Here is a 24,899-nt window from a genome sequence, read left to right on the forward strand (position 1 = left end):
TGAACGCTTCATGCGACCGCCTCGGCCGCATGAAGCCTTCGAACCCGTTCGAGCCGCCGTGTCCGTCTGATCGCGGAGCGGCGGGTGAGGCAAGTTGCATTCACTGGGAGGCCAAAAAAATGGCTAAGTCTGCTCGCGCAATTGCGCAATCCACAAAAGTCTCGAAGTCCGTCAAGCCCGCAACGGTCGCTGCGAAGCGGCCTCGTGTGCCAGTCGCCAAGAAGGCAGCGCCAACGGCGCCACCGCCTTCAGACCCGAACGAGTCGGCACTCGTGCATTTCTCGGACGTCGAGGACGCGTTCTACAACCTCGTCGAATCACACCGGGCGTACGAATGCCTGCAGAGCTTTCTGTCGCCCCGCTTCCCTCCGTTGGAGGGGCTTGAGGAGTTTCACATCGAGCCGGATGAACTGCGGGGGCTGGTGACCGTTCTCAACGCGGATATGACGCGGCAGATCCTGGCGGTGAGGGGGACGATCAGAGGGGTGCGGGAGAGGATGAAGGCGGGGCGGTAGGTTGGATGTGAGGTGGGTGGGGCTGCGGGAGAGGGCGGCTGCGATAGATTGCTGAAGGCTGGTTGCTGTCCTTCACGGACGAAGCGCGACCGGCGCCGTTGGCCCCGTAAGCGATATGGGCGCAAGCCGAATCGACGGCGAAAACCGCTCATTGAGTTTCGCGGTGGCCTTCCCAGAGACGTGCCGGCAGCCCACCACTCTCATCGCAATTTTTTCCAGAATCAAGAACCAAGGCACAAGGATCAGTCACGTCACGATGCGGATTTGATCTGGCGCCAGCAGCTTGCTGCCAATGAGCTCCGCTCTTGCCCCTTCTGGATCGGCGGTGAACAGCAAGACACGCAGATCCTCTTTCGCGCGCGAGAACGAGACATACGCGAGTTTCTGCGTTACTGTGCGCTGCCGGTCGGTGGGCTCGCCGGAAGTCTGCGGTGTAAGGGTCTTACTAAAGCTGTACTGGCTCCATGCGGCCTCAACATCGTCATAGACCACCATCACCTTTTCATATTCCTCCCCCTTGACTCCGTGCTGGGTGCTATATGCAGTGTTGTTGTCAAGATAGTCGGCATAGCGTGAGACTGGTCCGGGCGTCCATGCCGATCTGGGTCGCGGTGCTGTCCGGTCTCTTCTTCGGAGAGCGGTTCGCAAAGCCGCAGTTGGCAGGCATGGTGGTGGTCGTGGCGGGCGTGTTCTGCATCGGCGGCTATGCATTGTTCGCGAACCGGGCGGCGGGCGAGTGGCGGGGTGACTTGTTGTTTCTGCTGGCCGGCCTGTGCTTTGCCAGCTTCACGATCGCCCAGCGGCGTTCCGGCGTCAGCCCTTGGCATGCGACCGCTTTGGTGAACGTGTGTTCCGCCGTCTTGTTCGCGCCCGTCTATTTCATCTGGCTGAAGCCCAACCTCTTCTCGGCACCACCTGCGGCCGTGGCGTTCCAGGTGGTCGCGCAGGGGATCGCGGTGGCCATCCTGGGGATGTACTTCTACACGGAGGCCGTGCGCCGGCTGGGTGCGCCCAGGGCTGCGATCTTCGGCGCTCTCGCACCGGGCTTTGCCGTGTTGATCGGCATGCTCTTCTTGAAGGAGGTACCAGCGCCGGTAACCCTGGTTGGCATTGCGCTGGTGATGGGTGGCGTCGCGCTTGTGGTGATGGGAGGACGACGGAAGGCCCAGCGTTACTGATCGAAATCCGGCACGCACGAACAAGACCGGATGATTCGGACGAGGGTGGTCAAGGCCATCGCCGAAGCCGTTTATTCGGTTTGCTTCAGCGCCCGCCCCAAGGCATCGCGCAGCTTCCGGTATCGGTCGCGGTCCTTGTCCTTTAGCAACGCCAGGTCGGAGGCAATCCGCCCGAGTCGTTCCGACGCACCTTCGAGCTTCACTTTCTCGATGTCGTTCCACATCGTCAAGAAGTCCTTCAGTGGTCCGGTCTCGGGCGGCTCGGGGTGCGCATCCTGGATCAATACCCGAAGAGCATCCGAGATCCGGCCGATCTGGCGACCGTAGCTGTGCTTGGCAACGATGTCGACCTCGGTCTCGGGTGCCGTGGAATTGTTGCTGTTGATGTTCAGCGACCAGCCGGGCAGTATGGGCTGAACGAAGGCACCAGGTGGCTGCTGCATCCACTGGCGCCAGACATCGAAGGCATTCCAGCTCGCGTTCGGATTTGCGGACATCGACTTCCTCCTCGTTGGAAATTCGGGCCCGCGGGCGCGCCTGGGCCGGTTGTTGCAGCGCCGAGTAGCCTAGGCACAAGCGCCGGTGCCCGAATCCCCAATTCTGTGGGCGCGATGCCGATCAGCTGGCTGCTGCGAACCGGAACTTTGTCACGCGATCGCAGGTTCAATCGTCGGCGATCCACGTCCCCCTCCGAAAGGGAGGGGCGCCCTCCGCAGTCGGAAACCGAGACTCGGCTTCAGCGATTCCGACCCAGCTTTCAAGCTGCCTTCGCCAATCGCCCAAGCGAGCCTCACCTGATGCACGTCACAGCGCGCATCGCGGGAAGTTCTCCCCCGACCCGAAGCCCGGGCCCGGATCACCAACAGGAAACTGAAATGAAGAAGATCATCATCGCCGCGGCCGTCATCGCCGCATCGTTCGCTGCATCCGCGCAGGTCTACCACCGAGGCTACACCACGAGCAACGGCACCTACGTGCAGCCGCACTACCAGTCGAGCCCGAACGGTACGGTCAACGACAACTACAGCACCCAGGGCAATGTGAACCCGTACACCGGCGCGTACGGCACGCGTTCGCGCCAATACTGAGCATGAAACGCCTGGCCGTGATCGTGCTGGTCGTGGCCTGCACTCCCCTGTGGGCGCAGGTTCGCGAGTCGAAATGCAACAAGAGCACTGTGCAAGCCCAGTGCTCGCCACTCGATGGTGGTGCCACCGTCCACAACCCCAACGTCGCCCAGACGCCCGACTGAGGCAGGAAAGAGCGGCGGCTTGCAGTCGTCCGCCTCCGCCTAGCCGGAGGACCGCTCCCGCTGCGCCCCCGCCGGCCGGGTTTGAAGATCACGCCGCAGCGCCTCCATCAACATCGAGTGAAATGCCCGTGATGAACCCGGCGTCGGGGCTTGCGAGGAAGGCGACCGCCGCCGCGATCTCTTCGGGCCGGCCATAGCGGCCGAGCGGAATGGCTGCCTTCTGCACGGCGGCGAAGTCGCCGTCCTGCGGGTTCATCTCTGTGTCGATCGAGCCTGGCTGCACGGTGTTGACGGTGATGCCGCGCGGGGCGAGGTCGCGCGCCCAGCCGCGGGTGTAGGCGGACACAGCTGCCTTCGTCGCCGAATAGTCGGCCACACCAGGCCAGGGCGTGCGATCGGCGGCGCCGGAGCCAATCGAGATGATGCGGCCATGGTCGCTGATCAGTGGGACTGCGGCGCGCACGGCAGCGGCCACGCCGCCGACGTTGATGGCGAACTGGCGTTCCAGGGCGGCGACGTCGCTGTCTGGCGCGCCGACCTGGCCGACCACGAACACGCCGGCGTTGTTGACGAGGATGTCGAGCTTGCCGAAACGGCGAGCGGTGTCGTTGACCAGCGCCTCGACCTGCAGCGGATCGGCTTGGTCGGCCTGAAAGGCTGCGGCGCGCACGCCCAGATCCTGCAGTTCCTTGACCAGCGCTTCAGCGCGGTCGGGAGAGGCCGAATAGCTGATGGCGACATCGGCGCCGTCGTGCGCCAGTCGGCGCGCGATGGCGGCCCCGATGCCGCGTGAACCGCCGGTGACGAGGGCTACTTTGCCAGAGAGGGGCTTGGACATTGTTTTCTCCAGGAGGATGAGTGATTCGTCGCGCTCGCTGTCGAGTCGACAGCGAGCTTCGGTCTCTGATGAGGCCGAGTTATTGCGCAGCCAGGGCTTCCGCGGCGATCACGTTCGTGGCGACGTCGATGTTGCCGTGGACGGCCTTCGAATAAGGGCACATCTGATGCGCTGCATGCGCGATGGCCTCGGCCACGTCATGTGCGACGCCGGGCATGCGCACATCGATCCGGGCCTGGAGAAAGTACGCACCGCCGGTCTGGCCGAGGTCGACTTCGATGTCGACGGCCATGTCGGCGGGCAGCGCCACCTTCTTCGCCTTGGCTGCGACGCCCAGCGCGCCGGTGTAGCAGGCCGACCAGGCTCCGGCGAACAACTGTTCTGCGGTGGGATGCAACTCGACCGCCTCGAGCACGATTTCATTGCCGGTCTTTCCGGGCGTCGACATCCGGATGTCGACGTGCGCATCGTCGCGCGGGCCGCCTTCGCGGCGGCTGGCCGTCGTATGGGTCTTGCCCGTCATCAGAACTTGTTGGATCTTGGTGGTCATTTCGATATTTCCTTTTCGGCTGGTTGGCCCTGTGCTTGGAACGCTGACGCTTGCGTGCGTCCTGCGCGGGTGGCATCGCGATAGGGCTTGGATCGCTTGCCGGCAAGTGTCGGCTTCGAGCCTGAGGCGACCAAGACGGTGAACCGGACATGTTTATTTCCAGATCGCCAATAATCTGGCGGTGGACCAGATCGCAGCCATGCGCGTTTTCGCCCGGGTCGTCGAAGCCGGCACCTTCACGCGGGCGGCCGATCTGCTGCAGCTGCCGAAGCCCAGCGTGACCAAGCTCGTTCAGCAACTGGAGAGCCACTTGCGTGTGAAGCTGCTGCAGCGCACGACGCGGCGTGTCACGGTGACGCCCGAGGGCGCGGCCTACTACGAGCGCATCTTGCGGGTGCTGGACGAGATCGACGACATCGAGGCCGATGTCACGAATGCACAGACCCGTCCCCGAGGCCGGCTGCGTGTGGACATCGGCTCCTCGCTGGCCAACCGGATCCTGATCCCCAGGCTGCCGGCGTTTCACGCGCGCTACCCGGACATCCTGCTCGAACTCGGCGTGGGTGACCGGCCGGTCCACCTGATCGGCGAAGGGGTGGATTGCGTGCTCCGCGGCGGGGTGTTGAGCGACCCGTCGCTGGTGGCACGCCGCGTCGCTCGGATGCCCTACATGACCTGCGCGACGCCCGACTACCTGAAGCGCCACGGCGTGCCCGCGACGCCGGCCGACCTGCTCGACGGACACCGGGTGGTGAGCTATTTCTCGTCGCGTACGGGGCGCTACATTCCTCCGCACTACGAGCGCGGCGACGAGCGCATCGAGATCAACGGGCATGCGGTCATTGCGGTCAACGAGAGCACGGCCCACCTGACGGCGCTACTGAGTGGGCTTGGCGTGGCGCAGACCTTTGCGTTCATGGCGCATCCGCACGTCGAGAGTGGGGCACTGGTCGAGTTGCTGGCCGACTGGGAACCGCCGCCGATGCCCGTGTCGATAGCCTACCCGTCCAGTCGGCACCCGAGCGCCAAGCTGCGCGCCTTTGTCGACTGGACCGTGGAAGTGTTCGCGCCGTACGGCGTCCGTTGACGTACGCTCACCTCCCGGCCGAGCAGCACGCCGAAAACTGTCGGTATAGTTTTGCGGCGCTGGCATCTCCTGCAACAACGCTTGGTCGAACATGGCACTCACCGGAAAACTCAGAAGCTGGAACGACGAGCGTGGCTTCGGCTTCATCGCGCCGCGAGACGGCGGCCGCGAACTGTTCGTCCACATCAGCGCGCTCCCAAGGGACGGATCCCGGCCCACTGTGGGCGAGACGGTCATTTACGAACTGGGTCGCGGCAAGGACGGGAGGCCGCAAGCGGTGAACGTCTATCGGGAAGCACTTGGCAAGCCGTCCACGTATCCGCGTTCGCCTTCGCGATCTGCGGCTGACGGGAGACGCTCGCCGATCGGCGCCCTCGTCGGCTTCGTGATCGTGGTCGTCATCGGGGCCTACGGCTATTCGCAATACCAACGTCATTCGGCGCGGCTTGCGCCGGCTGCCGCGCTGCCGTCTGCGGAGGCCGTCATCGCCGAGCCGGTGGTGGGCGGCTATAGATGCGACGGTCGGACCCATTGCTCGCAGATGACATCCTGCAGCGAGGCCAAGTTCTTCCTGAAGAACTGTCCCGGTACTCAAATGGACGGAAACCACGACGGCGTGCCCTGCGAGCAGCAGTGGTGCACCGGTTTCTTGTCCAGGTAGGCAACCACTGGCGCCAGAGGTCGAAGGCGGTGGGACAGCGTGCAGATCGCACGAGAGGGGTTGCCTCCGCCAAATTGATGATGCCAGTCGATGGCTTTTTCTCGAAAGTGGGGTCGGAGGGCACCATGCTAAGACCGCCAACATCCACGGACGGAATCGTTCAAGCCGCGCGCCGACCGCTAAAGATCTTTGCCTCTGATCCGCTGGCCGGACGCACCTTTGGCAACCGAGTCCGAATCGACGTCATCAACGAACCTCTGGAAGCGGGTCCTGTCGGCTTGCGAATAGAGGTCATCGACTACGACGGCGCACAAAAGTGCTTTTACCGCCCCGTGGATCTCAACCTCCCCGCGATCCTCCTTCAGGGTGGACTCGACCCCACGGAAGCCGACCCGCGGTTTCATCAGCAGATGGTGTACGCCGTGGCCATGAAGACGATCGAGAACTTCGACCGGGCGCTGGGCCGAGTGATCCGCTTGGGCACCAGCCGCAAGCAAACAGGCTCGTTCCCGCGCCTTCGCATTTTTCCGCATGCCTTCTACGGCGCGAACGCGTTCTATCAACCAACGCTCAACGCAATCTTGTTTGGATATTTCCGGGCAGAGGCGGACGATGTGGGACCGAACCTGCCGGGACAAACGGTGTTCACTTGCCTGTCGCACGACGTCATCGCCCACGAAATGACGCATGCCATCGTCGATCGATTGCGCCCGATGTTTCTTGAGCCGTCCAACGTGGACGTGCTCGCTTTCCACGAGGGCTTTGCTGACATCGTCGCCCTCTTTCAGCATTTCTCCTTCCAGGACATCCTGCGCGAGCAGATCCAGCGCACGCGCCTGGACATTCGCACACCGACGTCGCTGGTTCAGCTGGCTCAGCAGTTTGGCTACGCCACAGGCAGCGGCAAGGCGCTTCGCTCGGCACTGGATGCACCTGGCACCAAGCTCAGTGACTCCATCATCGAGCCGCACAAGCGAGGGTCAATTCTGGTCGCGGCCGTCTTCGATGGCTTCTTCAAGACCTACCAGCGCCGCATCGCTGATCTGGTGCGCATCGCGACCGGTGGAACGGGGACGTTGCCTCAAGGCGACCTCCATCCAGATCTGGTAAATCGTATCGCCACGGAAGCCTCGAGGACAGCGCAACGGGTACTCGATATGTGCATTCGAGCGTTCGACTACTTGCCACCCGTCGATGTCACCTTTGGCGACTTCCTGCGAGCCATGATCACGGCCGATTTCGAACTCATCCCGGCGGACGAGTTCGACTGCCGCTCAGCCATGATCGAAGCGTTCCGCCTGCGCGGCATCTACCCAGCGGGCGTTGGATCACTGGCGGAGGAGTCCCTGCTCTGGGACAACGTGGAAAGCAAGCTCCCACCGTTGACGAGCGACGCAACCAGTCTGGTCGGTCGTGCGTTCATCCAGGCGATGCACGCCTTTGACGCAACGTGGCAGCAACCCTCATATGACCCTGATCTCAGTCCGACAGAATTTCAAATCGAGGAGGCGGGCGACGACTATGAAGTCGACGTCAATCGGGAGTTGGCCATGGAACTGCATGCCTATGCCGTCAAGAACGCGGAAGCGCTGGGCCTATCTCCAGAACTCAAAATCCAGGTGCGCGGCTTTCATCCAGTCTTCCGGGTTGCGCCCAATGGGCGGCTGCAGATTGAGCTTGTGGCCCAGTTCGCTCAAGTCGATCGTGGCCGAGATACGCAACTTGGCGGCATCCCATTCCGAGGCGGCTGCACATTGGTTGCGTCATCGAATGGCCATTGCAGATATCTGGTGTCGAAGCCCATGCTCAGCGCCAAGGATCCTCAGCACCGCGAACTCGCAGAGGCCAGATTCAAGCGGCAGGAACACTACGTGCAGATGTGCGATCTCGCCAACGCCATGACGCCTTACTACACGCCAGATGGTGCCGAACAGAGAATGCGAGAGCTGATGGACTTTGCCAACCTGCACGGAGGCTGAGATGGCTGCTGCGAAGAAGACTGCCGATCCGGCCAAGAGGCCTCCAGCGAAGAAGACCGTTGCGGCCAAGGCGCCCGCCAAGGCAGCGACAAAGAAAGCTGTGAAAGCAGTGCGTGGCAAGAAGATCGCATCATCAAGAGCCCGTGAGATCTCGGTGCGCATGTACAACGTCGGGTTCGGCGATGCCTTCCTCGTCAAGATTCCACGAGGCAAAGGCGAGCTCCGGATCTTGTTCGACTGCGGCTCCATAGAAGCGTCCAAGAAGGGCGGGAAGATGTCGAACATCGTGCAGAAAATCATCTCGGATGTGACCGATTCCGACGGTGTCGCACGCATTGATGTTGTCGTCGCCACGCACCGGCACAAGGATCACGTCTCCGGCTTTGCCGACGATGCCTGGAGCGATGTCGCAGTCAAAGAAGTCTGGATGCCATGGACTGAGCATCCGACCGACAAGGATGCTCGGCGAATTCGAGAAGCCCAAAGCAAGCTGGCTCTGGCCCTGAGCATGGGACTGGCGGCCGCTCCGCCTGCAATTGGCGCCACCGCCCAAAGGGAGCGAAGCGTTGCGACCGACATTGTCACGAACGCACTCGTGCTCAGCAACGCCGACGCGATGAAGACCTTGCACAGCGGCTTCAGCGGCACGCTGGATCGCAGGTTCTTGCCGTTGAAGGGCGACGGCAGCCGAAGCGTGGAGACGGAGGTTCTGCCGGGAGTGCGAGTGCATGTCTTGGGTCCGTCGCGGGATCCCGACGTTATCAGCGACATGGACCCTCCCAAAGGGGAGAGCTACCTCCGATTGCGAGGCGTTGCAGCCAGCCCGAGTGGCGTAGCGCCGGCTCCATTCGCGTCAGAGTTCAGGATGGACCAAAGCCATGGCATGTGGACGTTTACCCAGCAAGATGCGGCGGCCATCCAGGGGGCGGGCAACCTCTCGGACTTGGCAGTTGCGGTGGCGCTCGACAAGGCCGTCAACGGAACCAGCCTGATGCTGATTCTGGAGGTGGCAGGCACGCTTTTGCTTTTTCCCGGTGATGCCCAGTGGGGGACTTGGATGGCGGTCCTCGAGGACCCTCAGTGGCGTGAACTGCTCCAACGCGTGAGCTTCTACAAGATCGGCCATCATGGCAGCCACAATGCGACGCCAAGGACGTTCGTGCGAGATCTGATGCCCAACGGCTGCTGCGCGATGGCCTCCACTCTGACGCGAGCGATATGGCCGAACATTCCCAAACAGCAACTCCTCACTGGTTTGCTCGACAAGAACGCGAGCATCGCACGCAGCGATGACCCGGATAGGACTACGGGCAGCACGTTCAAAGTCGCACCGGGGGTCATCGAAGCGACGATCCCCTTCTAGCCGAGCATCCGAATGCGAGATGCTGATCTTTTGGGCGAGGAACGCGAGCTGCTCGCCCATTGCACGGTCGCGATGCTGACAAGCACCATCACCGCGCCGATCAGCGCAAGCCTCTCATGGACTGCCCGAGCAACACCCATCCAATGACCACCGCAACCAGCGGACTCAGCAGGCTGAGCGATGAGACGGCGACCGAAGGCAACCGCGAGAGTCCGCGGAACCATAGAACGTAGGCGAGCAGGGCACCGGCGAGTGAGAGGTAGGCATACGCGAACAATTGCGTGCGATCGAGTCGGGGCAGAGGCAAGTCCACCAGCCAAGCAAACGGGACGAGCAACAGGCCACCTATCAGCAGCTGCCAGCCAGTGAACGCGAGCACGGGCAAGTCCGTTTGCCAGTGACGTGCCAGGAACGTGCCGCACGCCATGCTCACGGCACCGCCCAATGCGGCAGCGACGCCCACCGGATCCCAGGAAGCCTGCGGGGAAAGCAGCAGCGCCGCCGTGCCCGCCACGCCCATCACACCGGACCAGGCCGCGAGGAGTCCGGGACGCCTCTGATCGAGCAGCCACGCCAGGCCCATCACGACCAAAGGCTGGACAGCGCCCACCACGGCCGCCACACCCCCTGGCAGGCGATAGGCAGCCGTAAACAGCAAGGCCTGAAACAGTCCGATGTTCAGCAGCGAAAGCACCACCAGGCGCGGCAGGTGGGATCGCTGGGGCAAATGGCGGCTGAACAGCAGGAGCAGCACACCTGCTGGCAGGGCTCGTATGAGGGCCGCTGTGAAGGGGCGGTCAGGCGGTAGCAGCTCCGTGGTCACGATGTACGTGGACCCCCAGATCGCCGGAGCCAGGGCCGTGATGCATATGTCTGCGATGGTGTTGTGGCGCGAAGAAATGCTCATGGATTTGTCTTGATATCAAGATAAAAGCCTAACATAGAATCTTGATGTCAAGATAACTGTACGACCCCTCATGGATGCCGAAAGCCCCACGGACGCCATCGATCTCATCATTTCCCAATGGCGTGCTGAACGTCCCGACCTCGATGTCGCAGCGATGGCGACCATCGGACGCATGAAGCGATGCACAGAGCTGTTGCGGCGGCGATTGGAAGAGACCTTTGCCGAGTTCGGCATTACCTTGTGGGAGTTCGACGTGCTGGCGACCTTGCGGCGCGCCGGGGCGCCTTACTGCCTGGCACCGACGGCCTTGTTCTCGTCTCTGATGGTCACGTCCGGCACGATGACGCATCGACTACAACGGCTCGAAGGCAGCGGCCTCATCAGCCGCATGCCCAACGCAGACGATGCGCGCAGCATCCTGGTTCAGCTGACGCCCCAAGGCATGGCGCTGATCGACCGGGCCGTCGAGGCGCACGTCGAGAACGAACGCCGAATCCTCGCGCCGTTGAAGAAGGCCGATCGTGCGGCGCTAGACCTTTCTCTCATCAAGCTCCTGCGTGTTCTGGAGGAGCCGAACGACTGCGGTTGACTTGCGAGCACTGGAGGTGATGGGGACGCGGCAGGCCGTGGCGGGCGTTGTCATTCCGCGCATCGGTTGCAAAACTGCAACGCAGACGTGCCGACCATCGGCCGAATCGCTAAACTTTATGGCGGTGCCCACCGTACTTGCACACGAGTAGAACAAGGCTCTCCCCTTTCTTCAGTCATCAGCAAATCCTTTTGGCGCTGCCGCTTCGAGGCTTTAAACGTGTGCGTTCGCTTCGTCGCGGTGTCGCCACCCCGAAAGGATTGCCATGACCATCAAGAATCTTGTTCATACCGCGCAACGTGCCATCCAGGACACGTCGGGCTATTCCTTCAAGCTCGGGCACATCTACGAACTCCTTGCCGCGACGCTCGGGTTCAACTCGTACGCCGCGTCGTGCGCCGACCATGTCTTCGACGAAGACCCCGACTATCGCGCTCGCGCAGACAAACGAAGGTTCGGTGATGCCGCCGCGCGAGCACTGGAACTCGGGCACACGCGAGAAGTGGCGTTTGATGCGGCAGCCACGATCAGGCGTGCGGTCGAAGAAAGAGGAATCCGCGTGCGCAAAATCGACGACGTGGTGGCGTCGGCTCGAGAGGGCCACGGCTTCGTCGACGATTTCCACGCGAATCACGAGGGTGAGGATTTCGACGACGAGGACGATCGCGCAGATTTCGATCCGGCGCTTTGGGATGCCGAGGCGTATTCGGCCGTTCTGCGAGAGAGTCTGTCGCGCGCCGCCGCCTCGGGCGATCACCGGGCCCACTACGCGTTGGCCCTGCTGGCGAACTCGGACCGCGAAGACTTCGACGACAGCGAAGTGGAGGAGGGAAGTGCCCATTGGTACCGTGTTCAGCAAGAGGGCACGGCGCTTCAAGGCGTCGAGAAAGAATGGGCTGACGCCTACGCAGCCGCCTTGCACACAAAGGAGTCGCCGCAGAGCCCAACTCGGGTGGCCCAGCAGCATCTGGAGCGCGCCGCCGCACTCGGCAACACCGACGCACTGATGGATCTGGCTGAGGAGCGAGGGGACCCAGTCTATTTCTACCGGGCGGCTGAAGCAGACGGCGACCCCAGCCGGCTGGTCGATCTTGCCTATCGCTTCGACCAGCCGAATATCGAGTATTGGCTGACGCGTGCTGCCGAATCAGGCGACAACTGGGCGATGCGCACGCTGATCGAGCAGTTCAACGATCACGATCTGCGGTCATCCTGGAAATGGGTCTACCTTGCACAGATGTTGGGCACCGATCTGACCAAGGGCGATCTGAGGGCCTACCACGATGACGGCCTCTACGGCGGTCAACTCTACGACGATGACCGAGGCGGGCCCCTGTATGTTGACGGCATGGAGGGCGTTCGCCTCGAAGTTCTTGATCCGGTCGAAGACCGGGCGGCGCGCGACGATGCGGCCGCGCTACTTCGCCGTCTCGGTTGATCGCCGACCTGCCATTGTTGGCGCTAGCTGCCGTCCTTCCCACCCCGCCCAATCACAGCCCGCGCCGCCCGCCGATAGGTCGCGATCATCGCCGTCAGCCCCACCAACGCCGCGAGGTTCACCGCCAGGGCCAGTGCGAACAGCAGGCCCCCTGCTTCCAGCAGGAGCAGCGCCACCACCACCGAGGCCGCCCATAGCGCACCCCAGCGGAGGATGTACATGTCCATGTAGGTCTTGAGCCAGAGATCGTTGCGTTGCGCGATGGCTTCTGCCTCTTCGTCGGAGGCCTCGGGCGGAAACCGCTCGAGGAAGCTCTTCGGAGACCAGAAGCGGTTCCAGACGGAGGCGGGGCGAGGTTCTGGCTGGCTCATCGCCATGGAGGTTACCCGCTGCGGCCGAGCACGGCTGGGCCACCCATCTCAGCGCTTCACTGTTCGCGCAGGCAGCAGGTCCGCGTCATCCACTGCGGGCGGATGCTCAAGCTCGTCGGCGATCTCCTGCATCGGCCCCGAAGACGGCCGCTCTTCCAACTGCTGTCGTACCGACTGCCGCAACGCCCTGTGGTGTCGATCGCGATCCGACTCGCGCCGCCGCCACGCAATGATCATCCCGACCACGATGACGCAGCCGGATAAAGCAAGAAATGTGGAGGCGCCGAAGAGGGTGCCGATCCATTCCGGGGGAGGCTTCCTCTGATGGGTGAGCCAGGCGATGCCGGCCGGACCGGCGAGGCTCAGCGCCAATGGGAGAACCAGACGCGACGGCCGCCTTGCACGAACCGCGCGCCGGACCATCATCCAGAGCCCCAACGCACCCACCGCCGCATAGAACACCGCCAAGGCAGGGTCGCTCTCGACCGCTGTGTTGCGCAGTCCGATCTCGTAAGCGGCCAACATTCCGCAGGCCAGCCACAGGGCAATCCAGAAAATGCGTTCGATCATGGACCTCCTTTCCTGCTACGCCGGCAGCACATCAAGGCCGCTGGCGCCCGGCAGGGCATGAAGGCTCATCGCGGTCCGAGTGCTGTAGTCGTGACTCAGCACGGTGCTGATTTCCATGAAATCGGCGCGGACCTCGGCGGGCGTCAGCGTGATGATGACATAGCCGCGCTTGCTCGTCTCGGCATAGCGCAGGTCCTTCACCATCTTCGGGAAGGCATCGGACAGCACCGTGCTGCTGATGACGGGCAGCACGCGCTCGAAGCCCGGCGACGAGATGGAGGCGGTCGCGAACTCCACGCCCACGCGCTGGCCGTTGGCGTCGGTCAGGTTGCTCGCCCACGCGTTGTGGGTGTCGCCGGCGAGCGAGACGAGGTTCTTGCCCATAGAGCGCGCGGCGGCCAGCACGCTCTCGCGCGCGGCCGGGTAGCCGTCCCATGCATCCAGGTTGTAGGGAACACGCCGCTGCGCCAGCAGTGCGCGTTGCTCGTCGCTGCGCAGCGGCTCGGGGGTCGACTGCGCCAGCAGGAAGGCGCCGAGGGTCTGCGCGTTGAAGGCGCTGGCGATGCTCAGCGGGATCTCCATGCGGGCCATCAGGACCTGCGAGCCCAGCACCTGCCAGGTCGCGCCGGAAGCGGCCATTCGCGTCGACAACCAGGCGGACTGGTCGGGGCCGAGCAGCTGGCGCGTCGGGGCGGAAGCACCGCCCGCGACATAGCTGTCGAGGCTCACCTGCTCGTCGCGGCCGATCAGACGCGTGTCGAGCATGTGCAGCGACGCCAGCGTGCCGAAGTCGAACGAGCGATAGATCTTCTGCAAGTCGGCCGGATCGGGCATGCGGACGGGAAGCCATTCGCGGAACGCCTGTGTCGCCGCGGCGCGCCGGGCGGCGAAGCTCCCCTCGGTGGCCGGGTCGTGGTTCTTCGCCCCGCCGGACCAAGCGTTGTCCGCCACGTCGTGGTCGTCCCAGATGGCGATCACCGGTACCTTGGCATGCAGCGCGATCAGGTCCGGGTCCGCGCGGTTCTGGCGATGGCGCTGCCGATAGTCCTCGAGCGACAGGATCTCGTGAGACGGCGCCGATTCGCGGTCGATCGCGATCGCCAGCTGCGAGGCATAGCCGAGCGGGCCGTACTCGTAGATGTAGTCGCCCAGGTGCAACACGACATCGATGTCGGTGCGCTTGGCGAGATCGGCACAGACATTGAAATAGCCCGACGGAAAGTTCGAGCACGAGACGATGCCGAGACGAAGCCGGGACACGCTGCCCACCGGCAGCGTCTGCGTGCGCCCCACGGGCGAGAGCTCGGCGCCGAGCATGAAGCGATAGAAGTACACGCTCGCGGGCCGCAGGCCGGTCGCATCCACCTTGACGGTGTAGTCCTGCTCGGGCCCGGTGCCGACCGTGCCTCGCGCGACGATGGCACCGAAGTTGGAATCGCTGGCGACTTCCCAGCTCAGGTTGAGCGCTCCGGGACTGGCGACCGTGACGCGGGTCCACAAGATCACGCGATCGGAAAGCGGGTCGCCGCTGCCGACGCCGTGGACGAAGGTCGGCGACGTCTCGGGTGGCGTACTTCCCGTGCCGCCAACGCCTCCGACAAGGCCGCCGCCACCGCCACCGCCGCTACCTCCGCCGCCGCAGCCATACATGCTGACGCCGGTGCCGGCGAACATGGCGTAGAGGATCGCGTTTCGAATGAAGCCGCGGCGCGAGGCTTCGACGGGCGTCGGCGTGGAGGTCGGCTCCTTCTCCGGGGCACTCGGGCCGGTGGCATCTGGCATGGTTCGCTCCTTGGGCCCGGCGAGCCACTCGCGCCCTCCGCGCGTGGCTCCCGCCGGAGATGCAGCATTTCAAATCAGGCGTGAGTCGATGCCCGTAGGCCGCAGCGAAGCGATCGCGTGAGACGATCGCTTACAGGATTCACGTGGCGTTGCAGCCGCGGGCGCTCACCCGAAGACAGGCCTGAAGAAGCTGCGTTCGTAGCTGAGGATGCAGCGCGTGTCTTCCGCGTACTTGAAGGCAGCCTGGCACTCTGCGTCGGCCGCGGACAAGGTGCGATATTCCTCGTACGCCGCAAGGCTTGGAAACGTGAACATCGCGAGTGCGATGTTGTTCGCGCCTTCCGATGGCAAGAAGTAGCCATGGTGCTTGCCGCCGAACTTCTCGACCAGCGGAATCCACAGCTTGCCGTAGTGCTCGAATTCATCGAGCTTGAACGGATCGATGAGGTAGCGCAGGTAGCAGGTGACCATGGGAGATATCAGCTTGGCTGTCTGGATGGGACTGCGCCCGAAGGCACCGAGTAGGTGAGCTCCGCAAAGCCCGGCCCGACGAACTTCGCCGCCGTGAGTTGCAAGGACGGCGACACGATGCGACGCGGAAGCAGGGGCTTGCCCGAGCCCAGCGTCACGGATCCGACCTGGACGATGACTTCGTCGAGCAGTCCGGCGTCATGAAACTGCCCGACCAGGTCGCCGCCGCCGACGAGCCAGATGTTCTTGCCCCCGGCGGCCCGCTTCATGGCATCGTGCACCGGCCGCACATCGCCTCGGACGAAGTGGATGGGGGCCGAGGGAACACCGGGCAATTCGCGGCTGCTGAACACCCATGCGGGTTGCGAGTAGGGCCATGCGGCCCCCGCCCCGACGACGTGGCGCAGCATCCATTCGTAGGTCGACGATCCCATCGCGAGTGCACCGACGCCCCGGATGAAAACGGGGTAGCTGGTGTCGTTGATGTCGCCGAGCGGGAACAGCCATTCCAGCGAATGGTCGTCCGTGGCGATGAATCCGTCCAGGCTGCAGGCGGTGTAGTACTGGGTCTTCATGCCTCGACATGATAGGTCGTGATACGCACCCGAACGCGCCAGCCCTCGATCTCGCCGACGGCCGGTTCCCACGTGCAGCGGGGATGGTGGCGCACAGGGCGCCATGCCCCCGGTCCTTAGGGTTCGAGCAGAACACGGGCCGAGGGCCGGTTCGTCGAGCAAGACCCATCCACTTGAAAAGGACAATCACCATGAAGAAGCAACAACACGCCAATAGCATCCTTCTCGGCACTCTGCTGGCCGGCGCCTTGGCGGCAGGCGGAGTCGCGCATGCCCAAGCGATCGCGACGCCGAACCTGGGCGTGGGCGTCGCTGCCGGGGCCGGCCTCGACGCCAACGTCAAACCGGTTCCGAAGCAGACCGCCGGCGCGGATGCCCGCGTGCGCACGGACGCGGCCGCGGCGGCCGCTCGCGGCAAGACGGGCGCAGGCGTTGGTGTCGGCGCCGGAGCCGGTGTCGGTGCGGGTACCGGGATGCACGCACCCGCCACTGGCGGTTTGGACAGCACCGCAGGCGGCGCGATCGGCGGCGTGACGAACACCGTGGGCGGCACGCTGGGCGGCGTGGCGGGCTCCGCCGGCGGCTTGGCCGGCTCGGGCGCGAAGCTCGACGGCCAGGCTCAGGGCGCGGGCTCGGTCGGCGTGCAGAAGTAGCCCAAGGGCGCGGCTTCAGGCCGCGGGCACGGCCGCGCCCACCTGCTGGTACACCCCCAGCTCGAAACCCATCAGCGTCTCGACGACGGGCATGTCGAAGAAGGGCAGCAGCTGCGTCATCAGCACGCCGCCGATGCCCTTCGCGCGGTCGATCCAATAGTAGGAATTGAAGACACCGGCCCAGTCGCCGGTGCCGTTGCTGCGCATGCCCGGCAGGTCGGCCAACGTCAGATGGAAGCCCAGGCCCCAGCCCTGCGGGACCGGCAGTCCGGGCACGTCGTTCGACAGTTCCGGCACGGTCGACTTCATCAGCGCCGGCAGCTGGATCCGGCCGATGTGGTTCTGCAATGCCAGCTCGACCGTGGCCGGTTTCAGGATGCCGGCGCCATCGTTGAGCCAGGCCTGCACGAAGCGGCCGTAGTCCTGCACCGTGCCGTAGGAGCCGTGGCCGGCGGCTTCCCATTCCGAACTGGCCGGCAGGTCGAGCGCCGAGGGCGCGAGCTTGCCGTCGGGCTGGCGCTGCATCACGCGCAGCAGGCGTTCGCGTTGTTCGAGGCTGGGTTCGAAGGTCGAGTCGTTCATGCCGAGCGGCCCCCAGACGAACTGGCGCAGGTAGCTGCCCAGGCTCTGGTCCGAGATCTTTTCGACGATCAGGCCCAGCCAGTCGGTGTTGACGCCGTACTCCCAGGCGGTGCCCGGGTCGTTGACCAGCGGGGCCGACAGGCTGCGCTTCAGGCCCGACAACGGGTTCGGCTCGCCTGTCACCGCGTGGTAGCGCAGCAGCTTCTCGTTGGTGAAGAAGTAACCCAGCCCTGCCGTGTGCGTCATGAGCTGGCGCACCGTGGCCTGGCTGGCGGGGGGCCGCAGGCGCGGCGTGTCGCCGTCGAAGCCGTCGAGCACCAGCAGCCGGCCGAACTCCGGCAAGATCGATTCGACGGTGGCATCGAGGCCGAGCCGCCCCTGCTCCACGAGCTGCAGCGCGGCCGTCGTGGCCGCCGCCTTGGTCATCGACGCATTGCGGAACATGCTGCGTTCATTCGCTTCGCCGGCGGCGTGATGGAACAACTGGCCGTTGCGATCGACCACCACCGCCGCCACGCCGTGCAAGGCGCCCTTGGCGACTGCTGCGTCCAGAACGGCCGCGATGGCCGAACCATTGAATGCCATGATCGTCTCCTTGTCTCGAGGTGGTGAAGCCGCGAGCCCCATTTTTTTGCTGCGCGGGCGGAGCATTCTGCGCCAACCCGGCGGCAGTTTGGCGTACGCTTGCGCCGGCTCGCCCGCCGTCGGATTCAAGGGGCACGCGCGTGAACAGATTGCTCGAAATCGGCTTCGACCCTGCAGGGCATTGGCTCCTGGACGGCGTTGCGCTGGACTTTTCGCTGGCGCGGCATTCGACCCAGCGCAACATCCTCTATGCGTTCGTGTGCGACGGCCAGGTCATGTATGTCGGCAGGGCGGTGCAGCCGCTGGCCCGGCGCATGGCCGGCTACCGAAGGCCGGCGCCGACGCAAAGCACCAACGCCCGCAACCACAAGAACATCCGGGCCCTGCTCGAGCGCGGCTCGGCGGTCGAGATCCTGGCCCTGCCCGACAACGGCCTGCTGCACTATGGCCAGTTCCATCTGAACCTGGCCGCCGCCCTGGAGGACGACCTCATCCGGGTGATCGATCCGCCCTGGAACGGCGGCCAGGTGGACGACGGCGTCCATCCCCCGGCGACGCCGGAGGAGCGCGCGCGCGGCGAGGAGGACGGGACCGAGCCCGCGGCCTCCGCCGTCGGCGGCTTCACGTTCACCCTCCAGCCCACCTACTTCGCGCAGGGCTTCTTCAATGTCGGCGTTGCGGCCCAGCGCCTGCTGGGCCAGGACGGCGAGACCCTCGAGATGTTCCTGGGCGACGATCCGCAGCCGATCCTCGGCACCATCAACCGCCGCGCCAACACCAACGGAACGCCACGGATCATGGGCGGGGTCGGCCTTCGCAACTGGTTCCAGGCGGCGGCCACGGTGTCGGCATCGATCTCGGTGGAGGTCCTGTCGCCGACGTCGATCCGCCTGCGCGCGCCGCCGCGGCAGCTGCAGCAAGCCGAGTCCGCCTTCGGCATCGAGCGGACCACGCAGGCCGCCATCTGGCCCCGCCGCAAGGAGTTCCACGTTCTGACCTACGCCGAGGGCGGGCTGGCGCCCCTGAGCACCTACGCGCGGGAATACGGCATCGACAGCACGACCCTGAGCGACTTCGCGGACGACGTCAACCGGCTGGGCGAACCCGGCTCGCTGCACCCGCGGGCACCGGTGAGCGCCGTTCCGCGCGCGCTGGTGCGCGCCGCCGAGGACCCGATCGCCCTGAGGGACCAGATCGTCGCCTTCCTGCATGCCAACGAGGCCACCATTCATGCGAGCAGGCTGCTGCTCGACTTCCGGGCGCCGGGTGTCGCGCCCTTCGTGATCACGGCGATCGAACTGGCCCTGGCCAGCGCGGCGCCCTTGCTCGAAGAGGTCGTGGTCGTCGAATGACGAAGCGACATGATGCAGTACTAAAATACTCGCCCCTCAAATCTGCAAGGAGAGTCGCCATGGGTACTCCCACCGAGATTGCGAAGCAGGGCTACGCCGCGTTCGGCAGCCGTGACATTCCGGCGCTGCTCGAGCTCCTTGCCGACGACGTGGAATGGCGATTCCTGGCCAGCCCGGAGACCGGCACGCCCTACGGCGGAACCTGCAGGGGCAAGCAGCAGGTGGCCGAGTTCTTCGGCAAGCTGGCGCAGGCCGACGAGATCCTGGAGTTCGAGCCGCGCGAGTTCCTGGAAGGCCCCGGCCACGTGACGGTGCTGGGCCGCACCAAGGGCCGGGCGCGCCCGGACGGCAAGGTGCACGAGACCGAATGGGTCCAGGTCTTCAACTGGAAGGACGGCAGCAAGATCAGCCGCTGGGTCGGCACGGCGGACACGGCCGCCCGCCTCGCCAAGTAGGCCTCAGCGCCCGCCGCTCTCGCGGATCTGCCCGATCAGCACCTCGAGAAAGGCGGCCGCCGGCGGCGCGACCGGCCGCGTCGGATGCGAGACGCAGACCAGTTCGCGCGCCAGCGCCGGGCCGACCACCCGGTGCGCCCGCAGGCTGCACTCCGCCAGCCGGCTGCGCACGGCGGTGCGCGGCAGCAGCGAGGCGAGTTCGGGCCGCTGCTGCACCAGCTGCATGATCGCGCCCAGCGAATCGACCTCCCATGCGCAGTGCAGCTGCAGGCCGGCGGCCTCGCAGGCGCTCTCGACGATCGCCCGCAGGCCGTGCTGGCGCGTCGGCAGCACCAGCGGCATCTTCACGGCCTGGCGAAAGCCGACCTGGGCCGGCAGCGGCCGGTGCGAGGTCGCGGTGACCAGCACCAGGCCCTCGCGCAGCACCGGCTGCGCCTTCAGCATCAGCCGCCGCGGCTTGTTGACGATCGCGGCGTCGAGCTGGCCCGCGGCCACGCCCTGCACCAGCGCCTCGGTGTAGGCCTCGGTCACCGAGACGCGCACCTGCGGGTGCCGGGACGAGAACGCGAGCAGCGCCGGTGCCAGGATGTCCTGCGCGATGCTGGCCGGCAGGCCGATGCGCGCGTGCCCGGCCAGTTCGCTGCTGGTCGCGAGCAGCTGGGCCCGCGCCCGCTCGAAATCCGCCAGCACGGGCAGGAACAGCGCGTACATGTGGGTGGCGTGCTCGGTCGGCGTCATGCCCTTGCTGCCGCGCACGAACAGCTGGCGGCCGAGCTCCTCCTCGAGCTTCGCGATCTGCATGCTCAGCGCTGGCTGCACGATATGCAGCCGCTGGGCGGCCCGGGTCACCGAGCCCTCCTCGTAGAGGCAGACGAAGTACTGGATCTGTCGATGGTCCATGCGCTACGGTATCAGTTGGATTGATGGCAATGTCAGAAAACATTATTTGACCTGATTGCCCCGCATTCCTAGATTAGGGCCACGGCGCGCCTTCCGCGGGACGCGCCGACCCAACAGGAGACAACAGGATGAAGATCGCCACCCGCCTGCTCGGCGCCGTCGTGCTGGGCCTTTGCGCCTGGTCGGCGTCGGCCCAGACCTATCCCTCGCACCCGGTGCGGGTGATCATTCCGTTCCCGCCCGGCGGCACCCTCGACACCCTGGGCCGCGCGGTGGCGCAGAAGCTGCAGGACCAGCTCGGCCAGCCCTTCGTGATCGAGAACAGGGCGGGCGGCAACGGCGTGATCGGTGCCGACCAGGTCGCCAAGGCGGCGGCGGACGGCCACACGCTGCTGTTCAACGCCTCCACCTTCGTGACCGCCCCCATGACCATGAAGTCGGTGCCGTATGCGGTGACGCAGGACTTCGCGCCGGTGGCGCTGGTCGCCAAGGCGCCGCTGTCGGTGGCGATCAGCAAGAGCCTGCCGGTGACCGACATCGCCTCGCTGCAAGCCTATGCCAAGGCCAATCCCGGCAAGATGACCTTCGCCGTCGGCTCGATCGGATCGGCCGGGCACCTGGCCACCGAGCTGTTGAAGCGCTCGGCCGGCATCGACTACCTGGTGGTGCCCTACAAGGGCACGGCGCCGGCCTTCCAGGACCTGATCGGGGGCCAGATCGGCGGCTTCATCGACCCGATCCTCGGCTCGCTGCAATACCACCGCTCGGGCATGCTGCGGGTGATCGCCGTGACCTCGGACAAGCGCGCCGCCAGCCTGCCGGAGGTGCCGACCGTGGCCGAGAGCCTGCCGGGCTTCGAGTTCTACAGCTGGTACGGTTTCTGGGCGCCGGCCAAGACGCCGCCCGAGATCGTGAAGCGGCTCAACGCCGAAGTGAACAAGGCGCTGGCCTCGGAACTGCGCGAGCGCTTCACGCAGCAGGGGCTGGTCTTCACGCCGGGCTCGGTGGAGGACTTCGCCCGCTTCCAGGCGGCCGACATGGCCAAGTCGCAGAAGATCATCACCGAAGGACAGATCCGTGTCGAGTGAGGAACGGCGGGCACTGGTGAGCGGCAGCAGCTCGGGCATCGGCCTGGCCATCAGCCGTGCGCTGCTGGCCGAGGGCTGGTCGGTGACCGGCCTCGACCGCGCGCCGGCGCAGATCGAGGATCGCCGCTTCCGTTCGGTCGAGCTGGACCTGTGCGACGCCGCCGCGACCGAAGCCGCTCTGCATGCGCAGGGCCCGGTGCAGGCCTTGGTGCACGCGGCCGGCGTGCTGCGCGTCGGCCGGCTCGGCCAGCTCGACGGCGCCGCGGGCGAGCAGATGTGGCGGCTGCACGTGGACGCCGCCGCCCGCCTGGCCGACCGGCTGGTGCCCCGGATGGTGGGCGCCGGCGGCGGGCGGGTGGTGCTGGTGGGCAGCCGGGTGGCGCGCGGCATCGCCGGCCGCAGCCAGTACGCGGCCACCAAGGCGGCCCTGGTTTCGCTGGCGCGCAGCTGGGCGGCGGAGGTCGCAGCCGCGGGCGTCACGGTCAACGTGGTCTCGCCGGCGGCCACCGAGACCGCCATGCTGCAGGACCCGCGGCGCCAGTCGTCGCAGCCCCGGCTGACGCCCATGGGGCGGCTGATCCGGCCCGAGGAGGTCGCGGCGCTGGTGGCCTTCCTGCTCTCGCCGCTCGCCGCGGCGATCACGGGGCAGGACATCCAGGTCTGCGGCGGCGCATCCCTGGAGGCCTAGATGCAGCCCGCCACCATCGGCATCGTCGGCCTCGGCCTGGTCGGCCAGGCCCTGGGCCTGCGCCTGCGCGCAGCCGGCTGGCGCACGCTGGGCCATGACCTGCGGCCGGAGGCGGTGCAGGCCTTCGAGGACGCGGGCGGGGAGGGCGCCGGCTCGCTGCCGGCGCTGGGCCGCTCGGTCGACACCGTGGTGCTCGCCGTGTTCGACACCCACGGCGCGCTCCAGGTGCTCGAAGGCGAGCCGGGGCTGCTGGGGCCCGGCAGCCGGGTCGGCCTGGTGATCGACTGTTCCACCGGCTCGCCGGACCAGCTGGTGGCGCTGGGGCGCCGGCTGCATGCGCGCGGCATCGACCTGGTCGAGGCGCCGCTCTCGGGCTCGAGCCAGCAGATCGGTGAGGGCGAAGCGACGGCCCTCGTCGGCGCCGATGACGCCAGCGTGGCGCGGGCGGCGCCCGTGCTGTCGGCGCTCGCCAGCCGCTGGATCCATGTCGGTGCGCCCGGCATGGGCGCCAAGGCCAAGCTGGCCACCAACCTCGTGCTGGGACTCAACCGCGCGGTCTTCGCCGAGGGCCTGGCCTTCGCGCAGAGCCTGGGCCTCGACCCCCGCCGGTTCCTCGAACTGGTGCTGGCCAGCCCGGCGAGTTCCGAGGCGGCCAGGATCAAGGGACCGCTGATGGTCGAAGGCGACTTCGCGCCGCGTTCGCGCATCCGCCAGCACCTGAAGGACGTGCGGTTGATGCTCGACAGCGCCGGTGCCGCGGCGCTGGAGCTGCCGTTCTCGCGTGTCCACGCGCAGCTGCTGGAGGAGGCCGTGGCGCAGGGCGAGGGCGAACTCGACAACGCGGCGATCCTGCTGCGGCTGCGCGGGCGCACGCCGCGACCCTAGCGCGCCAGGGCCGACGCCAGCACCGCGCGGTCGAGCTGGTAGGTGCGGTCGTCGCGATGCCGCGCGAAGCCCAGCCGCTCGTTGATCGACAGCATGGGCGCGTTGGCGTGCGCGTTGTGGGTGATCATCGTTCGAACGCCGGGGTGCCGCGTGTGGACGAGCTCCAGCATGGCGGCCTTCACCGCCTTGGCCAGGCCACGCCCGCGCCAGGGCCTGGCCACGGCGGTGAGCTGCTGGTAGACGCGTTCCGGAAAGCGCGCGTCCCAGCTCGCATCGCACATCGCGGCCACTTCCTCGCCTTGGCACAACAGCACCAGGAAGTGCTCGCCGCCCCGGCGGTCCATGTCCTCGTACCAGGTCACGTAGCCCGGCAGCTCGTAGCGCATGCGGGGCACGTCCAGCGCGCCGAGCGGCTGCTCGTTGATCAGCGCCGAGAAGGGCGCCATCAACTGGCCCAGCCGCGCCATCGGCACCCGCCCCGCGTGCACCTCCCAGCGCAGTCCGTCGGCGGCCAGCGGCACCGCCTCGCGCCAGCCCGCGAGCGACGGCCAATCGAGTGCATCGAGCCGCAGGCGGTTCTCGGCACTGTGGTACTTGCCGACGGCGCCGAGTGCCGCCATGAACGCGTTGCCATCGGGCAGGTGCACCTTGAAGGTGGCGGTCGTCCGGCCCTGCGCCTGCATGAACGCGAGCAGTGTCCTGGCCAGCGCCCTGCCGATGCCTTGGCGTCGACAGCCACGCAGCACGCCGCCGGCCGCGTCCACGTGGGCCGCGAAGTCCTCGCAGCCGGGCGAGCCGTCGCGGCGAAACATCAGGATCAGGTTGCCGACGAATTCGCCCTGCCGGGTGGCGATGAAGCGGCGCGACTCGCCGAGCGGGCGATGCAGGCGCAACTCGCGCTCGAAGTCGGCGTCGGGCAGCACCGGCTCGCCGGGAAGGTCTTCGGCATGGCGGGCGCGGCGGAATGAATGCAGCTTCGCCCAGTCCTCGGGTGAAGCGGCCTCGGGATCGAAGTAGTGGACCGCGATCGAATCTCTCTCGTTGTCAAACATGGGGCTTGCCTTGATTTCTAAAGACGACAGGGCCGCTGCCGGCACGTGCCGGCAGCGGCAGCTGGGACTCAGGCGGTTCGAGGCGGCGAGGCAGTGGAGCGGCGCAGGGCCGCCAGCTTCAGCCAGCCAGGTGGGACGCGACGGACCGGGTGAGCGCAATGGATGGGGCGATGTGGCTTTCCATGGTGACCTCCGGTCGGTGGTTGAAAGAGGCGCCGATCTTAGTCCGCGCAGCGCGATGTCATCGTCGCTTCATCGCGACGTCACGGCGCTCGCCTAGCCTGCTGAACGCCCCACGATTCCAAGACACGGAGTGTTCCCCTATGTACCCATGGCCCACCTTTCGCGCACTGGCTGCGCTGTCGACCCTGGCCTGCGCCCTGACCGCCTGCGGCGGCGGCAGCAGCGGCGCCGCGGGCACCGGCACGTCGGCCGCCGCGGCCGGCACCGCCGCCAAGACCACGACCGACACCGCGTCGACGGCCGCCGACGCCAGCAGCCAGCCCAGCGTCAGCTACGCCCCCTGACCCCCC

Annotated in this window: 29 protein-coding genes and 1 pseudogene; 17 read left to right on the forward strand and 13 right to left on the reverse strand. The window is 66.1% G+C overall.

The genetic code is table 11. The features are described 5' to 3' along the window. The first annotated feature begins 29 nt into the window (after window positions 1–29). On the forward strand, window positions 30–515 hold the full coding sequence (locus AC1DF3_RS03770) for a hypothetical protein (protein ID WP_478138860.1): 486 nt from the start codon (window positions 30–32) through the stop codon (window positions 513–515). A 246-nt stretch (window positions 516–761) separates the two neighbouring features. On the opposite strand, the gene AC1DF3_RS03775 is transcribed toward AC1DF3_RS03770, so the two are convergent. Next, window positions 762–1,010, reverse strand: coding sequence for a hypothetical protein (locus AC1DF3_RS03775; RefSeq protein ID WP_478138861.1), 249 nt, complete (start codon window positions 1,008–1,010; stop codon window positions 762–764). 44 nt (window positions 1,011–1,054) lie between these two features. On the opposite strand from AC1DF3_RS03775, the gene AC1DF3_RS03780 reads away from it, so the two are divergent. Then, window positions 1,055–1,693 (forward strand): DMT family transporter, encoded by a 639-nt coding sequence (locus AC1DF3_RS03780; RefSeq protein WP_478138862.1) that lies wholly within the window; start codon window positions 1,055–1,057, stop codon window positions 1,691–1,693. A 71-nt stretch (window positions 1,694–1,764) separates the two neighbouring features. On the opposite strand, the gene AC1DF3_RS03785 is transcribed toward AC1DF3_RS03780, so the two are convergent. Continuing rightward, complete coding sequence (locus AC1DF3_RS03785) at window positions 1,765–2,190, reverse strand: hypothetical protein (protein ID WP_286535088.1); 426 nt, start codon at window positions 2,188–2,190, stop codon at window positions 1,765–1,767. Between the two features lie 378 nt (window positions 2,191–2,568). On the opposite strand from AC1DF3_RS03785, the gene AC1DF3_RS03790 reads away from it, so the two are divergent. Both AC1DF3_RS03790 and AC1DF3_RS03795 read left to right on the forward strand, forming a co-directional pair. After that, the gene (locus AC1DF3_RS03790) at window positions 2,569–2,781 is read left to right on the forward strand and encodes a hypothetical protein (protein ID WP_286535087.1); all 213 of its coding nucleotides are present in this window, start codon (window positions 2,569–2,571) and stop codon (window positions 2,779–2,781) included. Between the two features lie 2 nt (window positions 2,782–2,783). Further along, the gene (locus tag AC1DF3_RS03795) at window positions 2,784–2,945 is read left to right on the forward strand and encodes a hypothetical protein (RefSeq protein WP_286535086.1); all 162 of its coding nucleotides are present in this window, start codon (window positions 2,784–2,786) and stop codon (window positions 2,943–2,945) included. Between the two features lie 88 nt (window positions 2,946–3,033). Here AC1DF3_RS03795 and AC1DF3_RS03800 read toward each other — a convergent pair whose 3' ends face one another. Together AC1DF3_RS03800 and AC1DF3_RS03805 are read right to left on the reverse strand one after the other, a co-directional pair. After that, entirely contained in the window at window positions 3,034–3,783 is a 750-nt protein-coding gene (locus tag AC1DF3_RS03800) for an SDR family NAD(P)-dependent oxidoreductase (protein WP_478138863.1), read from the reverse strand. 79 nt (window positions 3,784–3,862) lie between these two features. Continuing rightward, window positions 3,863–4,333, reverse strand: a complete 471-nt coding sequence (locus AC1DF3_RS03805; RefSeq protein WP_286535084.1) for an Ohr family peroxiredoxin — start codon at window positions 4,331–4,333, stop codon at window positions 3,863–3,865. A 181-nt stretch (window positions 4,334–4,514) separates the two neighbouring features. On the opposite strand from AC1DF3_RS03805, the gene AC1DF3_RS03810 reads away from it, so the two are divergent. The 4 genes from AC1DF3_RS03810 to AC1DF3_RS03825 all read left to right on the forward strand — a co-directional run bounded on the left by AC1DF3_RS03810 (window position 4,515) and on the right by AC1DF3_RS03825 (window position 9,423). Then, on the forward strand, window positions 4,515–5,420 hold the full coding sequence (locus AC1DF3_RS03810) for a LysR family transcriptional regulator (protein ID WP_478138864.1): 906 nt from the start codon (window positions 4,515–4,517) through the stop codon (window positions 5,418–5,420). A gap of 91 nt (window positions 5,421–5,511) precedes the next feature. Further along, on the forward strand, window positions 5,512–6,081 hold the full coding sequence (locus AC1DF3_RS03815; protein WP_286535081.1) for a cold shock domain-containing protein: 570 nt from the start codon (window positions 5,512–5,514) through the stop codon (window positions 6,079–6,081). Window positions 6,082–6,158: 77 nt separating this feature from the next. Continuing rightward, a complete protein-coding gene (locus AC1DF3_RS03820) occupies window positions 6,159–8,060 on the forward strand; it encodes a hypothetical protein (protein WP_478138865.1) in 1,902 nt (633 codons plus the stop codon). Between the two features lies 1 nt (window position 8,061). After that, window positions 8,062–9,423: a ComEC/Rec2 family competence protein gene (locus tag AC1DF3_RS03825; protein WP_478138866.1), complete on the forward strand. Its 1,362-nt coding sequence runs from the start codon at window positions 8,062–8,064 to the stop codon at window positions 9,421–9,423. Here the strand turns inward: AC1DF3_RS03825 and AC1DF3_RS03830 are convergent. Beyond that, window positions 9,420–10,330 (reverse strand): annotated as a pseudogene (locus AC1DF3_RS03830) (EamA family transporter). The gene AC1DF3_RS03825 and the pseudogene AC1DF3_RS03830 sit on opposite strands and share 4 nt — an antisense overlap. A gap of 70 nt (window positions 10,331–10,400) precedes the next feature. Here AC1DF3_RS03830 and AC1DF3_RS03835 point away from each other — a divergent pair. Both AC1DF3_RS03835 and AC1DF3_RS03840 read left to right on the forward strand, forming a co-directional pair. Further along, entirely contained in the window at window positions 10,401–10,919 is a 519-nt protein-coding gene (locus AC1DF3_RS03835; RefSeq protein ID WP_478138867.1) for a MarR family winged helix-turn-helix transcriptional regulator, read from the forward strand. Between the two features lie 265 nt (window positions 10,920–11,184). Then, window positions 11,185–12,357: a hypothetical protein gene (locus tag AC1DF3_RS03840; protein ID WP_478138868.1), complete on the forward strand. Its 1,173-nt coding sequence runs from the start codon at window positions 11,185–11,187 to the stop codon at window positions 12,355–12,357. A 23-nt stretch (window positions 12,358–12,380) separates the two neighbouring features. Here AC1DF3_RS03840 and AC1DF3_RS03845 read toward each other — a convergent pair whose 3' ends face one another. The 5 genes from AC1DF3_RS03845 to AC1DF3_RS03865 all read right to left on the reverse strand — a co-directional run bounded on the left by AC1DF3_RS03845 (window position 12,381) and on the right by AC1DF3_RS03865 (window position 16,126). Further along, window positions 12,381–12,734 (reverse strand): hypothetical protein, encoded by a 354-nt coding sequence (locus tag AC1DF3_RS03845; RefSeq protein ID WP_478138869.1) that lies wholly within the window; start codon window positions 12,732–12,734, stop codon window positions 12,381–12,383. A 42-nt stretch (window positions 12,735–12,776) separates the two neighbouring features. Continuing rightward, window positions 12,777–13,298 (reverse strand): hypothetical protein, encoded by a 522-nt coding sequence (locus tag AC1DF3_RS03850; protein WP_478138870.1) that lies wholly within the window; start codon window positions 13,296–13,298, stop codon window positions 12,777–12,779. Window positions 13,299–13,313: 15 nt separating this feature from the next. Continuing rightward, complete coding sequence (locus AC1DF3_RS03855; protein ID WP_478138871.1) at window positions 13,314–15,080, reverse strand: alkaline phosphatase D family protein; 1,767 nt, start codon at window positions 15,078–15,080, stop codon at window positions 13,314–13,316. A gap of 165 nt (window positions 15,081–15,245) precedes the next feature. Then, a complete protein-coding gene (locus AC1DF3_RS03860; protein ID WP_478138872.1) occupies window positions 15,246–15,551 on the reverse strand; it encodes an NIPSNAP family protein in 306 nt (101 codons plus the stop codon). A gap of 8 nt (window positions 15,552–15,559) precedes the next feature. Beyond that, window positions 15,560–16,126 carry a dihydrofolate reductase family protein gene (locus AC1DF3_RS03865; protein ID WP_478138873.1) on the reverse strand — a complete coding sequence of 189 codons (567 nt, stop codon included), beginning with the start codon at window positions 16,124–16,126 and terminating at the stop codon, window positions 15,560–15,562. Window positions 16,127–16,317: 191 nt separating this feature from the next. Here AC1DF3_RS03865 and AC1DF3_RS03870 point away from each other — a divergent pair, with 191 nt between their 5' ends. Further along, window positions 16,318–16,779: an adhesin gene (locus AC1DF3_RS03870; RefSeq protein WP_478138874.1), complete on the forward strand. Its 462-nt coding sequence runs from the start codon at window positions 16,318–16,320 to the stop codon at window positions 16,777–16,779. A gap of 15 nt (window positions 16,780–16,794) precedes the next feature. Here AC1DF3_RS03870 and AC1DF3_RS03875 read toward each other — a convergent pair whose 3' ends face one another. Further along, window positions 16,795–17,946 (reverse strand): serine hydrolase domain-containing protein, encoded by a 1,152-nt coding sequence (locus tag AC1DF3_RS03875; RefSeq protein ID WP_478138875.1) that lies wholly within the window; start codon window positions 17,944–17,946, stop codon window positions 16,795–16,797. Window positions 17,947–18,086: 140 nt separating this feature from the next. On the opposite strand from AC1DF3_RS03875, the gene AC1DF3_RS03880 reads away from it, so the two are divergent. Both AC1DF3_RS03880 and AC1DF3_RS03885 read left to right on the forward strand, forming a co-directional pair. Next, window positions 18,087–19,298, forward strand: coding sequence for a GIY-YIG nuclease family protein (locus tag AC1DF3_RS03880; RefSeq protein WP_478138876.1), 1,212 nt, complete (start codon window positions 18,087–18,089; stop codon window positions 19,296–19,298). A gap of 59 nt (window positions 19,299–19,357) precedes the next feature. Continuing rightward, the gene (locus AC1DF3_RS03885; RefSeq protein WP_478138877.1) at window positions 19,358–19,753 is read left to right on the forward strand and encodes a nuclear transport factor 2 family protein; all 396 of its coding nucleotides are present in this window, start codon (window positions 19,358–19,360) and stop codon (window positions 19,751–19,753) included. Window positions 19,754–19,756: 3 nt separating this feature from the next. Here the strand turns inward: AC1DF3_RS03885 and AC1DF3_RS03890 are convergent, their stop codons facing one another. After that, window positions 19,757–20,653 carry a LysR family transcriptional regulator gene (locus AC1DF3_RS03890; protein ID WP_478138878.1) on the reverse strand — a complete coding sequence of 299 codons (897 nt, stop codon included), beginning with the start codon at window positions 20,651–20,653 and terminating at the stop codon, window positions 19,757–19,759. A 128-nt stretch (window positions 20,654–20,781) separates the two neighbouring features. Between AC1DF3_RS03890 and AC1DF3_RS03895 the strand changes: the two genes are divergently transcribed. From AC1DF3_RS03895 to AC1DF3_RS03905, 3 genes are read left to right on the forward strand one after another with little or no spacing between them, the layout of a single operon-like run. After that, window positions 20,782–21,741 carry a Bug family tripartite tricarboxylate transporter substrate binding protein gene (locus AC1DF3_RS03895; protein ID WP_286508460.1) on the forward strand — a complete coding sequence of 320 codons (960 nt, stop codon included), beginning with the start codon at window positions 20,782–20,784 and terminating at the stop codon, window positions 21,739–21,741. Further along, entirely contained in the window at window positions 21,731–22,429 is a 699-nt protein-coding gene (locus tag AC1DF3_RS03900) for an SDR family NAD(P)-dependent oxidoreductase (protein WP_301813271.1), read from the forward strand. The genes AC1DF3_RS03895 and AC1DF3_RS03900 overlap by 11 nt, the downstream gene beginning before the upstream one ends. Then, entirely contained in the window at window positions 22,430–23,314 is an 885-nt protein-coding gene (locus AC1DF3_RS03905) for an NAD(P)-dependent oxidoreductase (protein ID WP_478138879.1), read from the forward strand. Here the strand turns inward: AC1DF3_RS03905 and AC1DF3_RS03910 are convergent. Then, complete coding sequence (locus AC1DF3_RS03910; RefSeq protein ID WP_478138880.1) at window positions 23,311–24,366, reverse strand: GNAT family N-acetyltransferase; 1,056 nt, start codon at window positions 24,364–24,366, stop codon at window positions 23,311–23,313. The two genes, AC1DF3_RS03905 and AC1DF3_RS03910, sit on opposite strands and share 4 nt — an antisense overlap. Before the next feature lie 323 nt (window positions 24,367–24,689). Here AC1DF3_RS03910 and AC1DF3_RS03915 point away from each other — a divergent pair, with 323 nt between their 5' ends. Then, on the forward strand, window positions 24,690–24,893 hold the full coding sequence (locus tag AC1DF3_RS03915; RefSeq protein WP_478138881.1) for a hypothetical protein: 204 nt from the start codon (window positions 24,690–24,692) through the stop codon (window positions 24,891–24,893). The last annotated feature ends 6 nt before the right edge of the window (window positions 24,894–24,899 follow it).

Source organism: Variovorax sp. 10N432 (genome assembly GCF_056394465.1).

Bases quoted from the DNA above. Each gene is read 5' to 3' on its own strand.
- AC1DF3_RS03835 (WP_478138867.1), top strand. From the start codon at position 10,401: ATGGATGCCGAAAGCCCCACGGACGCCATCGATCTCATCATTTCCCAA.
- AC1DF3_RS03780 (WP_478138862.1), top strand. From the start codon at position 1,055: ATGCAGTGTTGTTGTCAAGATAGTCGGCATAGCGTGAGACTGGTCCGG.
- AC1DF3_RS03895 (WP_286508460.1), top strand. From the start codon at position 20,782: ATGAAGATCGCCACCCGCCTGCTCGGCGCCGTCGTGCTGGGCCTTTGC.
- AC1DF3_RS03875 (WP_478138875.1), bottom strand. From the start codon at position 17,946: ATGGCATTCAATGGTTCGGCCATCGCGGCCGTTCTGGACGCAGCAGTC.
- AC1DF3_RS03790 (WP_286535087.1), top strand. From the start codon at position 2,569: ATGAAGAAGATCATCATCGCCGCGGCCGTCATCGCCGCATCGTTCGCT.
- AC1DF3_RS03825 (WP_478138866.1), top strand. From the start codon at position 8,062: ATGGCTGCTGCGAAGAAGACTGCCGATCCGGCCAAGAGGCCTCCAGCG.
- AC1DF3_RS03785 (WP_286535088.1), bottom strand. From the start codon at position 2,190: ATGTCCGCAAATCCGAACGCGAGCTGGAATGCCTTCGATGTCTGGCGC.
- AC1DF3_RS03910 (WP_478138880.1), bottom strand. From the start codon at position 24,366: ATGTTTGACAACGAGAGAGATTCGATCGCGGTCCACTACTTCGATCCC.
- AC1DF3_RS03885 (WP_478138877.1), top strand. From the start codon at position 19,358: ATGGGTACTCCCACCGAGATTGCGAAGCAGGGCTACGCCGCGTTCGGC.
- AC1DF3_RS03905 (WP_478138879.1), top strand. From the start codon at position 22,430: ATGCAGCCCGCCACCATCGGCATCGTCGGCCTCGGCCTGGTCGGCCAG.
- AC1DF3_RS03850 (WP_478138870.1), bottom strand. From the start codon at position 13,298: ATGATCGAACGCATTTTCTGGATTGCCCTGTGGCTGGCCTGCGGAATG.
- AC1DF3_RS03795 (WP_286535086.1), top strand. From the start codon at position 2,784: ATGAAACGCCTGGCCGTGATCGTGCTGGTCGTGGCCTGCACTCCCCTG.
- AC1DF3_RS03855 (WP_478138871.1), bottom strand. From the start codon at position 15,080: ATGCCAGATGCCACCGGCCCGAGTGCCCCGGAGAAGGAGCCGACCTCC.
- AC1DF3_RS03805 (WP_286535084.1), bottom strand. From the start codon at position 4,333: ATGACCACCAAGATCCAACAAGTTCTGATGACGGGCAAGACCCATACG.
- AC1DF3_RS03915 (WP_478138881.1), top strand. From the start codon at position 24,690: ATGTACCCATGGCCCACCTTTCGCGCACTGGCTGCGCTGTCGACCCTG.
- AC1DF3_RS03840 (WP_478138868.1), top strand. From the start codon at position 11,185: ATGACCATCAAGAATCTTGTTCATACCGCGCAACGTGCCATCCAGGAC.
- AC1DF3_RS03770 (WP_478138860.1), top strand. From the start codon at position 30: ATGAAGCCTTCGAACCCGTTCGAGCCGCCGTGTCCGTCTGATCGCGGA.
- AC1DF3_RS03860 (WP_478138872.1), bottom strand. From the start codon at position 15,551: ATGGTCACCTGCTACCTGCGCTACCTCATCGATCCGTTCAAGCTCGAT.
- AC1DF3_RS03870 (WP_478138874.1), top strand. From the start codon at position 16,318: ATGAAGAAGCAACAACACGCCAATAGCATCCTTCTCGGCACTCTGCTG.
- AC1DF3_RS03815 (WP_286535081.1), top strand. From the start codon at position 5,512: ATGGCACTCACCGGAAAACTCAGAAGCTGGAACGACGAGCGTGGCTTC.
- AC1DF3_RS03775 (WP_478138861.1), bottom strand. From the start codon at position 1,010: ATGGTGGTCTATGACGATGTTGAGGCCGCATGGAGCCAGTACAGCTTT.
- AC1DF3_RS03865 (WP_478138873.1), bottom strand. From the start codon at position 16,126: ATGAAGACCCAGTACTACACCGCCTGCAGCCTGGACGGATTCATCGCC.
- AC1DF3_RS03820 (WP_478138865.1), top strand. From the start codon at position 6,159: ATGATGCCAGTCGATGGCTTTTTCTCGAAAGTGGGGTCGGAGGGCACC.
- AC1DF3_RS03845 (WP_478138869.1), bottom strand. From the start codon at position 12,734: ATGGCGATGAGCCAGCCAGAACCTCGCCCCGCCTCCGTCTGGAACCGC.
- AC1DF3_RS03800 (WP_478138863.1), bottom strand. From the start codon at position 3,783: ATGTCCAAGCCCCTCTCTGGCAAAGTAGCCCTCGTCACCGGCGGTTCA.
- AC1DF3_RS03890 (WP_478138878.1), bottom strand. From the start codon at position 20,653: ATGGACCATCGACAGATCCAGTACTTCGTCTGCCTCTACGAGGAGGGC.